Below are 12,851 nucleotides of genomic sequence, written 5' to 3' on the forward strand. Positions count from 1 at the left end.
GCAGTAGCAGATTCCGGGCGGTCGGGGAAGCGTTTTGCGTGCATCATCCTTTGCGAGGCGGATTTGCAATCCTCCCTGCAAGGGCATTATCGCGTTTTTTCGCCGATATCCGAGGTGGTTCGCTTGTCGATGGCCTTGCCATCGAGGATGCCTCTCAGAACGTCGAGGCGCTCGTTGATAAGCCATCCATAGTAGTTTTCAACCGGCAGGAGGTTCTTTGCGCCTGCATCCACGGCCGTCCGCAGGCGTTCGGCGCGACGCCGGGGTTGGCCGACATTGTAGAGGGTGGCGGTGATGCCGGGATTGCCGGAAATGTCGAAGCCTTTTTCCCTGTAGGCGTCGATGGAATCTCGAAGGATAGCGGCGATGTAGATGATGCTCCGGTCAGGATCCATGACGTCGCGGTAAATCTCTTTCGGCCTGTCGGCGGAGAGTTTCGGCAGACCACTGGTTCTGTTTACGAGATCGGTAACCTGCAGCGCCGTCAACGGGCTGATCTGGCCAAGACCAAAGGTCTGTCCGGCATAGAAGGGCTGGAAGAAGGCCCGCTGGAACGAAATCGCTTCATAGCTCACGCCATCGACGACCTTGCCGCGGAAACTTGCATCCCAAACGATATCGCGGCAGCTCCATTGCTCGGATGTCGTGGCAAGCGTCGCGCAGGAGCGGAATTCCGGACGCTCGAGAAACGTCTTCAGGGCAACGCCCTGATAGCTGAATTTTATATCGAGTTCCGCATAGGAAATGGCCTTGACGTAATATGTCTGCAGGCGGTCCACGGCGGTGACGTTGAAAGTGTGTTCGCCAACGATAGCGCCGACGATATGGATAGGATCGATGCCATAGGCCGCTCCCGCCTTCCTGATCTTGCCAAGTAGACCGGGTTCGCTGTTTAGAAGATCGACCGTCTTGCGGAATTTTTCCTCATAGGTCGTGGAAAACGCCCTGGTCCTGATCGCCGAGGCCTGGGGTATTTCCGGCTGTTGGGCGGAGCGGTTTCCGGGAGGTACGACGACCATCTGCTGCGCTGCGGCATTTGAGGGCAGGCAGGCCAGTGCCAGAATGACAGCGGCCGCGCGGGTGGTCTTCGCAAACAGGCTCATGCAGCGTTCTCTAATATGTGGATTACTATTGCGTGACGGCCTCTTCATAGGCAGGCCGCCCCGGCGTGGCAAGTTCCCGCTGCTCACTTTACCGTTGCTGACCGTTCAGATGCCGTGGCTCCCCCGGCGTTATCCCAGTCAACGCCGCTCGTTGTCGGGACCATCGGGAGCGGAATTATCGGGTTCGTTAAAAGTCGAGCATTTTGTTTCATGTGAACTCAAATCGCCACCGGTAGGTCATGTCGTCAGGAGACGAACATGACCCATCTCATCAAATTGCTGCAAGCATGTTTCATTCTGGCCGTCGCGGGTTTCGCTGCGCCGGTGCAGGCGTCTCCTTCGATGCAGACTGGCAAGTTCACGTCGCAGCCCATCGGGCATTACGATTTCTGCAAGCGGCATACGGATGAATGTCAGCCGGTCAAGGAAATGCCGCCGCTCAGTCTTACGCCTGATGTCTGGGCTACCCTTGTTTCGATCAACAGCGCAGTCAATATCGAAATCGACCAGCGTTCCGACATGGAAGTGTGGGGTTACGAGGACTATTGGGAGTATCCCTATAACGGCGCGGGAGACTGCGAGGACCTCACGCTGGAGAAACGGAAACGGCTTATGGATGCCGGTTTCCCGGTTTCCGATCTGCTGATCACCGTTGTCCGCGACGAAAAAGGCGATGGCCATGCCATCCTCACGGTGAGAACGGACCGCGGAGATTTCATTCTCGACAATATGAAATCGAAGATCTTTCGCTGGGACGAAACGCCCTATACCTATCTCAAGCGTCAATCCACGGAACATGCCGGTCGATGGGTGGATATTGAAGGTTCCGGTTCGCCCGCCATCGCCGCTCGCGAGGTTGGCCGGGCCACCGCCACCTCCGCAACCGCGCGCCGCAACATCCTCGACATCATCATGGGGCGCTGAAGATTTCGCCTCGTGCGGATCGGAAAGCCCCGAAGGGCCGTCCGGTCCGGATATGCCCGGTGGTTCGTTTCACCGGCCTCCGAGGCCGGCTCCGGTCTCTTCATCAAACAAATGCAGGTCGGTCGGGTTGATGTCGAGGCCGACGACTTCGCCGCTCCTGACCTCACTGCGTCCCTGTATAGCGATGACCACTTCGGTCGATGTGCCAAGGGTGAGGAAGGTGGCCGAACCTGTGGTTTCCACGGCCGAAACAGGTAACGTCAGCGCCGCGCCGGTTGCGGTTCGCGGCCGGATGTGTTCCGGCCTGATACCAACGATGACACGCTTGCCGGGCGATAAGGGAGCCGGGTTTTTGATGGACTGCTGCGGCTCGCCTTCACTGAAACGCAGCTGAAGCGCCGCGCCGTCCGGGCTGACCGTTGCCGGAATGAAATTCATTGCCGGTGAACCGATGAAGCCAGCAACAAAACGATTGATCGGGCGGTCGTATAATTCCAGTGGCGTGCCCTGCTGTTCGATCACGCCGTCGCGCATGACGACGACGTGATCCGCCATCGTCATCGCCTCTATCTGGTCATGGGTGACATAGACCGAGGTGGCGTGGAGGCGGTCGTGCAACGCTCGGATTTCCTTGCGCATGTGCACACGCAGGGCCGCGTCTAGATTGGAGAGCGGTTCGTCGAACAGGAATGCCTGCGGGTTGCGGATGATCGCGCGGCTCATCGCCACACGCTGGCGCTGCCCGCCGGAAAGTTCGCGCGGATAGCGCTTCATCAGCTTTGACAGGCCTGTGGTGGCTGCAACCTCCTCTGCCGCCTTGCGGGCTTCCGATTTTGCCACGCCGCGCATGCGCAGCGAGTAGGTCAGGTTCTCCTCCACCGTCATGTGCGGGTAGAGCGCATAGGACTGGAACACCATCGCCACATCGCGCTTGCGCGGCGGCACACCGTTCATCAAAGTGCCTGCAATACGCATGTCGCCGCTCGATATGGTTTCCAGCCCCGCCAGCGAACGCAGCAAGGTGGACTTTCCGCAACCGGACGGGCCGACGAGGGCGACGAAGGTGCCCTTCTTGATGGAAAGATGGATGTTCTTCAGCGCGTGGAAGGCGCCGTAATATTTGTTTACGCCGGAAAGTTCGATCTGAAGGGTCATTTTAACGCTCCCGATGTCAGGCCGGAAACGATGCGGCGCTGCAAGAGAATGAACAGGGCAAGAATGGGCGTCACATACATGGTCGCATAGGCCATGATGTTGTTCCATTCGCTGGTGTTGGGGCCCATGAAGGAATTGAGGCCGACACTGGCAGGCTGCAATTCAGCCGCCTGGATCATCGATTTCGAATAGACGAATTCCCCGAATGCCTGCATGAAAATGAGAATGGCGCTGACGAGAATGCCGTTTCTGGCAAGCGGCAGCACGATGTTGAAGAAGGCGCCGACGCGGGAATTGCCGTCCACAAGCGCTGCCTCTTCCAGCTCCTGCGGCACCGCCATGAAGGTTGCGCGCACCAGCACCACGAAGAAGGGCATACTTTTCGCCGCAATGGCGAGAATGACCGACAGGCGGGGATAATCCAGCAGACCCACTTGCGAGAAGCCGACGAAGATCGGCGTAATCATCAGGGACGCCGGCAGAACCTGCAGCATGAGGATGAGGAAGAGGCCGATATCAACCCAGACGTTGCGATAGCGCGCCAGCACATAGGCGCAGCCAACGCCAAGCACGGTGATGAGCGCCACGGCACTTGAAGCGATGAGCACCGAATTCCACAGATAACGGCCCATATTGCGGCTTTCCCAGACATAGGCATAGGTCTGCCATTGCGGATCGGCCGGCCAGAAGCCCGGCGGGTTCGCAAACATCTCCGAGCCGCTTTTCAGCGAGGTCAGATACATCCAGTAGAGCGGAAAGAGATAGATGACGGCAAGCACGATGGCGATTGCCAGCATCAACCGGTTGCGGGTCGTGATACTCATCCGCGCACCTCATGCCGTGTCGAGCGCACATAAACGACGGAAGCCAGCATGACGAAAACGATCATGATGACGGAGATCGTCGCGCCCTTGCCGAAATCATATTGCCGGAACGAAAGATCCCAGGCCCAATATTGCGCCACGTTGGAACTGTTGTTGGGCCCGCCATCGGTGATGGCCGCGAAAAGATCGAACTGCTGAAGCGTGAAGATCAGGCCGAGCGAGATGATCGCGCCGATGGTGGAACGCATCATCGGCAGGGTGATGGTGTAAAAACGCTGCCAGGCGTTCGCGCCATCCAGCTCCGCCGCTTCGTAGAGATCACCGGGGATGGAGGCGAGGCCGACAGAAAGAAGGATCATGTTGAACGAGGTGCCGAGCCAGATATTGGCGATGACCACGGCCCAGAGCGAAAAATTCGCGTCGGATCGCCAGAAGATATTGCCTGAGATCATGCCGCTTTCCCGCAGGAAGAAATTCAGCACGCCGAAATCGCCTGACAATATCCAGTTCCAGATCGCGCCGACGACGAGGCCGGGCATGACCCAGGAAACGAGGAACAGCCCGCGCAGCCAGGTGGCGCCGGGAAAGTTCACCCAGAAGAACAGCGCCAGACCGAAGCCGATGGCAAATTGCCCGGCAATCGAGGTGACGACAAAGGTGACGGTGTTGAAAAGGATCGGCAATGTTTCCGGTTGCCGGAACAGGTCGATATAATTCTTGAAGCCGACGAAGGGGCGCACGAAGGTGCCCAGGCTGAACATGTCGACTTCCTGAAAGCTCATGACGATGTTGTAGATGAGCGGCAGCCCCGCCATGACGAACAGGAAGCCCAAAGGAAAAGCGACAAGGATGAGGTCAAAACCACGACCGTCGCTGACGCTGGAAAACAGTTTTTTCATGAAACATCCTCACAAGCTCCGATCGGGGCCGCCGCTGCATCAAGCAGCAGGCAGCCCCACCGGGAGGAACCCCTTGGATGGGGCCGGGTGAACCCGGCCGCCCGCCCAGACAGATCAGCCTTCGATCAGCTTTATCTTTTCAGCGGCCTGATCGAGCGCGGCCTTCGGCGTCATCTGACCCGACAGGGCGCCCTGGATAGCGTCCTGGATCGCCTTGGAAATCTTCGGCCATTCAGGCGAGGGACCACGCGGCTGCGCATATTTGAGTTGCTCGATAAAGGTCTTGAGCGCTTCGTCCTTCAGCGCGTTGCCGGTGGGCGGAACGGGAATATCGGAACGCGCCGGCAATTGCCCGAAGTTTTTGAACATGTCCTTGTCCTGCGAGGCGAAAAATTCGATGGCCTTGAAGGCTTCGGCGGGATGTTTGCTCTTGGAGAAGATCGCCCAGTTATAGTCGCCCATGGCCGAAGACCGCGGCGCGTCCGGCGTCGGAACCGGCAGTAGCGTCACGCCCCAGTCGAACTTGGCGTCCTTGAGCATGCGGTCGATTTCCCAAGGACCGGAGATCGCCATGGCCGCGTTGCCGGCGTTGAAGGTGGCGGTGGAATCCCACTGGCTGCGCGTCAGCGTATCCGGCGAGGCCAGCTTTTCACTGAGAAGGGTCTTCCATGTTTCAAGCGCCTTCACCGCGCCATCGGTATTGATGTTTTTGTAGGTGGCGCCGGCCATCTGCGCCCATGGCAGAAACTGGAAGGTGCCTTCCTCGTTGGCCTTGGCGCTGAAGCTGATGCCGTAAACATTCTTGGCGGGGTTGGTCAGCTTGCGGGCAGCTCCCACAAGCTCGTCCCAGGTCTGCGGCGGTTTTGCCGCATCGAGACCGGCTGCCTTGAACAGGTCCTTGTTGTAATAGAGTGCGATCGTATTCGTCGCCTTCGGAACGCCGAAATATTTGCCATCCCAGGTTACGGATTTCAGCGGGCCCGGAAAATAGTTTGCCGTCTTGATGACGTCCGACTTCGCAATCATATCCGTCACGTCAAGAAACGCGCCACGTGCGGCGAACATGGCGTGGTTTGGGTTGTCGATGGCGATGATATCGGGCGCGTTGCCGGTCGAGTAGGCGCGCATGGATTCGCTCACCACATCATCGAACTGCAATTGCCGGTATTCGATCTTGATGCCGTTATTGAGCTTGTTGAACTCGTTTACGAGGTTGGGTGCCGGCTGGATGTCCCTGTCCAGCGACCACAGGGTCAAGGTGACATCTTCCGCATGCGCCACCATCGCACCGGCGGATACGCCTGCCAGAACAAGCGCACCGGCGATCATGCATTTCGCGATACCCATAATAATCTCCTCCTCTTGGTTATCGTCTCTGCAATTACTGGAAGCCTTCTCCCAAAGGCTTCCATTCCTCAGGTGGGATCGACGACAAAATCGCCGCCCCGGCAATGTTTCAGATAGTTCAGACCGTGTACCTGTCCCGTCATTTCCAGCGCGTCGCGATAGACGGGGTCATGCCAGCCTTCGATGTCGATCGAGCCGGACCAGCCGGCCAGGCGCAGTTCCGAAATAATGTCCGTCCAGTTGCTGTCGCCGAAGCCCGGCGTGCGCATGAAGACGAATTTTTCCTTGCCGAAAATCCCATGCTCACGAATGACATCCCAACGAATGGTCGCATCCTTGCCGTGCACGTGGAAAATCTTGTCCGCCCATTTGCGGATCTGCGGCAGCGGATCGATGAGATAAACCATCTGGTGGCAGGGTTCCCATTCGATGCCGATATTCTCGTCCGGCGTTTCGTTGAACATGAGTTCCCACGCATCCGGATTATGGGCGATGTTCCAGTCGCCGGTTTGCCAGTTGCCGTCCATGGCGCAATTTTCAAAGGCGATTTTCACGCCCTTGTCCGCTGCGCGTTTGGCAAGCTCGCTCCAGATTTCCTTGTAACGGGGCAGGCTCTCGGGCAGCGGCTTTCCGCGCAGGCGGCCGGTGAAACCGGCAACGCAGGTGGCACCGAAGTGATGAGCATTGTCGATGCAGTCTTTCCAGCCCTGCAAGGTCTGAAGGTCGATTTCCGTTTCCTCCAGCGGATTGCCGAACATGCCGAGCGTGCCGATGGTGATGTCGCGGTCACCGATCGCGTCAAGTGAACGCTTGCCAAGCTCGGCAAGGTCCTGGCCGTTGGTCGTCTGCCAGAAGAACGGTTCGAAGCTTTCGAAACCAAGATCGGCTATCTGCCCGATGCGTTCAGCCGCCTGTCCCTTGGTGGCGCTGACCATGGTGCCGATGCGGATGGATTTTGCCGGATTGCTCACGTCTGTCGGTCCTTATGCTGCGATGGAAACGCGCTGGCCGATGCGGGCGCTTTCAATCGCGCCGATCACCATTGCCAGGCTGTTGATGTTGTCGAAGGAGGCCGTTTCCGGCATCTGGCCGGTACGGATGGATTGAAGAAACGAGAGTATGACGCTGGCGTGGCCGTGCGTATCCTTCTCGGAAATACTATCGGAAACGTTTACGGTTTTGAATCCGCGTAGAAGACCCGGCTCTTCGCCGGCGACGGATGCGGAGAAATTGTCTTCGCCGTCCCAGAGGATCATTCCTTTGGAGCCAATCAGCCGCCAGCGGGCTTCCCAGCTGGTTCTTTCGCCTTCCGCGCACCAGGAGCCGCGATAGGTAAACACCACATCGTTGGAGAATTCGAATATGGCATTGGCGCTTGCCCCGTGGGCGTACCAGGAGCCTGCCGGATTTTTCTCCACGCAAAACACGGAGAGCGGCTTTTCATCGGCGACGAAACGCGCCGCATCGAAAGTGTGGATCGCCATGTCGAGAAGAAGAACGTTCTTCATCTCCTCGCGGAAACCGCCGAAATGGGGCCCGAGGAAAAAGTCGCAGTGAATGGCCGTCAAATCACCGATAATGCCGTCTTCCACGGCCCGGCGCAGCCGTCGGATGCCGGAGATAAAGCGCCGGTTTTGCACCACAGCATGAATTTTTCCGGCCTTTTCCGCCAGTTCCACCAGCTTTTCGGCTTCTTCCATCGAGGCCGCAAGCGGCTTTTCGCTGAGCACATGGCACCCGGCTGCAAGACCGGTTTCAACCACGGCATACCGTGCCTGCGGGATGACGACATCGAACAGGATGTCGGCTTTGGTCCGTGCGAGAACATCGCGGAGATCGACGCCGATGATGACGTCGGTGAGGGAGAATTCTTCGGCAAGCGCGCGTGCCGTGTCTTCGTTCAGATCGACGAACCCGACGATCTTGATCGCGCCGAGAATGTCCGGCGTCGATTGAATGGCGCGCAGCCAGCCTCTGGCCATAGCTCCGCACCCGCATAAAACGGCATTGTATGTCATCTTCTCTCCCCGCTCTCTGGGCAAACTCCTCTTTGCGCAGAGCATCGTAAACGTTTACGACACTAGGATGATCATGTTAGATATGTCAATACCGTTATTGGGGACCCATATTTGGTACCCGGCTCAGGAGGGGGAGTGCATGAAAGGAATTCGTCAGCTTGCCGATTATCTGGAGATATCGATAGGCACCGTTTCCCGTGCCTTGAACGGCAAGCCCGACGTTAACGAGGAGACGCGGCGGCGTGTTCTGGAGGCCGCGGAAAAACTTGGCTATGTCGCAAACCAGTCAGGCCGCAGCCTCAGGCAGGGGACGACTAACGTCATCGGCCTGATGACCGGCAGCGACGCGCAGACGGTGGAGAACTCCGACAACTTCTTCATGGGAGTGACGGATGGTTTGCAAAGCGTGTTTTCCGCTCACAATCTCGATCTTATCGTTCTGCCGTGTCCCGGTGAGGAAGACCCGGACGAATATCTAAAGCGCATGGTGGCGCGCCGCATGGTGGATGCGATGATCATTTCCTCGACCCGCCGTGTCGATAAGCGTGTCGATTTTTTAAAGCAGACCCGCTTGCCTTTCGTAACGCTCGGCCGCACCTCTTCCAGCGCCGATCACGCGTGGATCGATCTCGATTTCGAAGAGGTTGCGCGCAGTGCCGTCAACCGGCTCGCCGCTGCCGGCCATCGCACCATTGCGGTTGCTGCACCCGATAGCGACGTCAATCTCGGTTATGTTTTCATGGACGGGTACCGGCGTGGACTGGAGGAGAACGGCATTGCTTACGATCCTTCTCTGGTCATCCGGGCGAAATCGAGCGAGCAGGGCGGATATCACGCCGCCAGCGAGTGGCTACAGATGCGGCCGCGGCCAACCGCGCTTGTGCTGATCTATGAGTTGATGGCCCTTGGCCTTTATCGCCGTCTGGCGGAAGTGGGTCTGAAACCGGGACGGGATCTTGCGGTCATCGGTTTTCGTGATGGTCCACGCGGCCAGTTTCTCGAACCGCGATTGACCAGTTTCCGCATGTCCCTGCACGATCTCGGCGTAATGGTCGCGCAGACGCTTCTGTCTACCATGCCGGCCTATGCGCCGTTTTACCCAAATCAGGCGCGTTACTGCGTCTGGCCGATGCAGCTTGTCGCCGGAGAGAGCGACCCAGGCCCCCCATCATTATAGGCGTGGCGTCAAAACTTGTGGTCTCGAATGGTCGCAACGCCGAACGGATTGAATTTATATTCGTCCTCCTCATACCGCGTGTCATCGGACAGGTCGGCACGACGATCCTTCAAGGCCGCTTCAACGCCGTCGCGGGTCATTTGATCGGCAATATCGTCAATCAGCGCGGCGATCTTCAGCTGCTCGCTATTGGTTGAGGGCTGCTGCTGGTCTTTTCGGGTGAAGTGTATCTCCACGTCAGGCAATCCGACCAGATGAAAGCCGACGCTCCCCATTCCGTCGGCATCGCCGCCGATGGGCCGGCGCGCGAAGGCTAGACGGCAGGTTCTGGCGAATGCCAGGGCGTCGTTTGCGGTCGCGTTACGGCGCGACTGTTCGAAGAGTTCCTTCCACCGCTGCACGCCATGGGCAACGCCGGCGCTTTCACCCTTTACGGCAACTGCGCCACTATCGAGCATGTGGTGCACGAACATCAGGGCTTTACCGCAGGTCGCCACGGCTGTTTCCGCGGCCATTGACGGGCCGAGCACATAAAGAACCGAGCCGTGGCCTGCAACTGCCTCCTCGTCACTCTCCTGATAGGCGTCCGGCTCGACACGATCCCAGCAGACATTGAAGGAGCGTTCCATCCTGTCGTCCGGTTCATCCTGCGAATAATCCTCATCGAGACTGAAATCGCCGGCAAATTTATCGATAGCGGCGCGAGCGCTCTGCCGCAGCGCTGCCAGACCATTTTCTGGGCCGAGAAAACAAAGGACATGGCGGGGTTTGTATTCGGAGCGGGATTGGGCAACTGCCGGAACGTTGCTCGCGGCCTTGCCGACAGACGGTCTTCCCAGCACAAGGCCACCTAAAAGCGCGAGAACGCCACGACGCTCTGAATTCATCCCATACCTCCCCCACGGCTCCCCTAAACAGGATCGAGGACTTTTATACCGGTACGGGCAAGTCTGACCATATCAATTACGTTGATCTATTTTTTGCAGGGCCCGACTTTTCGCAGGTGAACAGCAAAGCCTCAAGGTTGCGGCAACAACACGCCGACGGCGAATTCTTCGTCCGTTGTCGTGTGGCCAATCTGCGTTTTGCGATATTCGCTGGGGCTGAAGCCGCGCTCGGCACGAAGTGTACGGGAAAGGTGTGGGGCATCGCAAAACCCGGTGGCGAGCGCAATCTGGGTGATCGGGTCCCGCGTGGTGCGCAGGAGGGAAAGGGCGCGGTCGAGCCGCAGCTCAAGATAGACCTTGGAGGGCGTTGCTTTCAGGTCTCCAAGGAAACGCCGTTCGAGGCTGCGTCGGCCAAGGCCGAGATCGCGCGCGAGTTCCAGCACGGTTCTCGGAACCTCGATGTTCTGCTGCATGCGCAGGATCGCCTTTCTGACCAGGGGATCGGTTGCCGTTCTGGTGCTCTGCTGGCCGGGCTGGGGTTTTTCGCCGCTTAGCGCACTGTCGATCATCATGATATTGAGGCTTTTGATGGCGGCCGACTGGCCGACATGGCGCTCAACAAGGAACGCCGCCAGATGCGCAGCACCATGGCCGCCCGAACAGGTCAGGCGGTTACGATCTACGACGAAGAGCTGGTCGGAGACCATCTGCTCGGCGTCAAACCGGTCGAGAAAATCCTGATGATGGAACCAGCTGACGCAGCAGCGATAACCATCCAGCAGGCCGGCTTCATGTAGAATGAAAACGCCGGTGCAGAGCCCGATAAGGGGAGTGCCCGCTGCCGCACGGTCTTTCAGGAACCGCAATGCCTCCGGCGGCAGGGCGCTGTGGTCGCTGATCAATCCGCCGACAACAACGATATAGTCGTAATGCACGGCGTCGATGAGCCGCGTATCCGGTTGCACCTTCACACCACAGCTCGATTGCACATTGCCTAGGGTCGCCGACAGCACGGACCATTCGCACAGGATCGGCCGGGAACGGTCAGCCTCATCGGCAGCAAGACGCAGCACATCGACGAAATTGGCGAAGGCCGACAGCGTGAACCGGTCGGCGAGCAGGAAGGCGACGCTGAGGCGTTTCTTGGCGCGATGAGAACTCATGGCGCAAATATTCACGCAAACAGACGCGATTGTCCAGCCCGGCCGCTGTAAATCTCCGTAGGCTTTTGAATACCGAGAGTTCCAACCAGCAGGCCCGCTCATGACGCGTTTTAATGCCTTCAATCTCCTGCGGAATGCCCTGACCGGCCACAAGAACTGGGACGAGCAATGGCCCGACAGTCAGCCAAAAGCCGAATATGACGTGGTCATCGTCGGCGCCGGCGGCCATGGTCTGGGTGCGGCCTATTATCTGGCCAGCCAGCACGGTATCACCAATGTCGCTGTCATCGACAAGGGCTGGCTCGGCGGCGGCAATACCGGCCGCAACACGACCATCATCCGCTCCAACTATCTCTACGACGAAAGCGCGCGTCTTTACGATCACGCCGTCGATTTGTGGGAGAACTTGAGCCAGGAGCTGAACTACAACGTCATGTATTCGCGGCGCGGCGTGCTGATGCTCGCCCATAATGTCCACGACGTGCAGAGCTTCAAGCGCCACATCCATTCCAACCGTTTGAACGGTGTCGACAATCGCTGGCTTACCCCGGAAGAATGCAAGGAATATTGTCCGCCGCTGAGCATATCGCCAAACGCCCGCTACCCGGTGATGGGCGGTGCGCTTCAGGAACGTGCCGGCACGGCGCGCCACGATGCGGTTGCCTGGGGTTATGCGCGCGGTGCTGCCGCCCGTGGCGTCGATATCATCCAGAATTGCCCGGTCACCGCCATTCGCCGCAACGCCGACGGGTCCGTCGCGGGTGTCGAGACGGCGCGAGGTTTCATCAAGGCGAAGAAGGTGGCGGTTTCCGCCGCTGGCCATACGTCCGTTGTCATGGATACCGCAGGCGTGCGCCTGCCGCTCGAAAGCTATCCGCTGCAGGCTTTGGTATCCGAGCCGATCAAGCCGATCTTCCCCTGCGTGGTCATGTCGAATGCGGTTCACGCCTATATCAGCCAGTCCGACAAGGGTGAGCTGGTGATCGGTTCGGGTACGGACCAGTATACCTCTTATTCGCAGCGCGGCGGCCTGCCGCTGATCGAACATACGATCGCCGCCATCGTCGAAATCTTCCCGATCTTCAACCGCATGCGGATGCTGCGCAAATGGGGCGGCATTGTTGATGTCACGCCGGATCGCTCTGCCATTCTCGGCAAGACGCCGGTCGACGGGCTTTATGTGAATTGCGGCTGGGGCACGGGTGGTTTCAAGGCCACGCCGGGCGCTGCCCACACCTTCGCCTGGACCATCGCGAAAAACGAACCGCACCCGATCAACGCGCCTTTCACGCTGGAGCGTTTCCGCTCCGGCCGCCTGATCGACGAGGCCGCCGCCGCTGCCGTGGCGCACTGA

General features: G+C 58.8%; 12 protein-coding genes. 3 read left to right on the forward strand and 9 right to left on the reverse strand.

The window, feature by feature from the left end:
* Nucleotides 1-86 precede the first annotated feature (86 nt).
* On the reverse strand, nucleotides 87-1,103 hold the full coding sequence (locus tag J5276_RS21985; RefSeq protein ID WP_003518169.1) for a DUF1402 family protein: 1,017 nt from the start codon (nucleotides 1,101-1,103) through the stop codon (nucleotides 87-89).
* Between the two features lie 258 nt (nucleotides 1,104-1,361).
* On the opposite strand from J5276_RS21985, the gene J5276_RS21990 reads away from it, so the two are divergent.
* Nucleotides 1,362-2,027 (forward strand): transglutaminase-like cysteine peptidase, encoded by a 666-nt coding sequence (locus J5276_RS21990; protein ID WP_038494889.1) that lies wholly within the window; start codon nucleotides 1,362-1,364, stop codon nucleotides 2,025-2,027.
* Between the two features lie 69 nt (nucleotides 2,028-2,096).
* On the opposite strand, the gene J5276_RS21995 is transcribed toward J5276_RS21990, so the two are convergent.
* The 6 genes from J5276_RS21995 to J5276_RS22020 all read right to left on the reverse strand — a co-directional run bounded on the left by J5276_RS21995 (nucleotide 2,097) and on the right by J5276_RS22020 (nucleotide 8,270).
* Nucleotides 2,097-3,182, reverse strand: a complete 1,086-nt coding sequence (locus tag J5276_RS21995; RefSeq protein WP_065658464.1) for an ABC transporter ATP-binding protein — start codon at nucleotides 3,180-3,182, stop codon at nucleotides 2,097-2,099.
* Entirely contained in the window at nucleotides 3,179-4,006 is an 828-nt protein-coding gene (locus tag J5276_RS22000) for a carbohydrate ABC transporter permease (protein WP_003518166.1), read from the reverse strand. The genes J5276_RS21995 and J5276_RS22000 overlap by 4 nt, the downstream gene beginning before the upstream one ends.
* Nucleotides 4,003-4,905, reverse strand: a complete 903-nt coding sequence (locus J5276_RS22005) for a carbohydrate ABC transporter permease (RefSeq protein WP_003518164.1) — start codon at nucleotides 4,903-4,905, stop codon at nucleotides 4,003-4,005. Before J5276_RS22005 ends, J5276_RS22000 begins: the two co-directional genes overlap by 4 nt.
* 114 nt (nucleotides 4,906-5,019) lie before the next feature.
* A complete protein-coding gene (locus J5276_RS22010; RefSeq protein ID WP_111800903.1) occupies nucleotides 5,020-6,252 on the reverse strand; it encodes a sugar ABC transporter substrate-binding protein in 1,233 nt (410 codons plus the stop codon).
* 68 nt (nucleotides 6,253-6,320) lie between these two features.
* Nucleotides 6,321-7,223, reverse strand: coding sequence for a sugar phosphate isomerase/epimerase (locus J5276_RS22015; RefSeq protein WP_013762259.1), 903 nt, complete (start codon nucleotides 7,221-7,223; stop codon nucleotides 6,321-6,323).
* Between the two features lie 12 nt (nucleotides 7,224-7,235).
* Nucleotides 7,236-8,270 carry a Gfo/Idh/MocA family protein gene (locus J5276_RS22020; RefSeq protein WP_174012295.1) on the reverse strand — a complete coding sequence of 345 codons (1,035 nt, stop codon included), beginning with the start codon at nucleotides 8,268-8,270 and terminating at the stop codon, nucleotides 7,236-7,238.
* Nucleotides 8,271-8,409: 139 nt separating this feature from the next.
* Between J5276_RS22020 and J5276_RS22025 the strand changes: the two genes are divergently transcribed.
* Nucleotides 8,410-9,447, forward strand: a complete 1,038-nt coding sequence (locus J5276_RS22025) for a LacI family DNA-binding transcriptional regulator (RefSeq protein WP_019566904.1) — start codon at nucleotides 8,410-8,412, stop codon at nucleotides 9,445-9,447.
* 8 nt (nucleotides 9,448-9,455) lie between these two features.
* Here the strand turns inward: J5276_RS22025 and J5276_RS22030 are convergent, their stop codons facing one another.
* Nucleotides 9,456-10,334: a hypothetical protein gene (locus J5276_RS22030; RefSeq protein WP_174012297.1), complete on the reverse strand. Its 879-nt coding sequence runs from the start codon at nucleotides 10,332-10,334 to the stop codon at nucleotides 9,456-9,458.
* A gap of 131 nt (nucleotides 10,335-10,465) precedes the next feature.
* Entirely contained in the window at nucleotides 10,466-11,497 is a 1,032-nt protein-coding gene (locus J5276_RS22035; RefSeq protein WP_060642870.1) for a GlxA family transcriptional regulator, read from the reverse strand.
* Nucleotides 11,498-11,597: 100 nt separating this feature from the next.
* On the opposite strand from J5276_RS22035, the gene J5276_RS22040 reads away from it, so the two are divergent.
* Nucleotides 11,598-12,851, forward strand: coding sequence for a sarcosine oxidase subunit beta family protein (locus tag J5276_RS22040; protein WP_003518155.1), 1,254 nt, complete (start codon nucleotides 11,598-11,600; stop codon nucleotides 12,849-12,851).

The organism is Agrobacterium sp. S7/73 (assembly GCF_019355535.1).
In the GTDB taxonomy this organism is placed as follows: domain Bacteria; phylum Pseudomonadota; class Alphaproteobacteria; order Rhizobiales; family Rhizobiaceae; genus Agrobacterium; species Agrobacterium tumefaciens.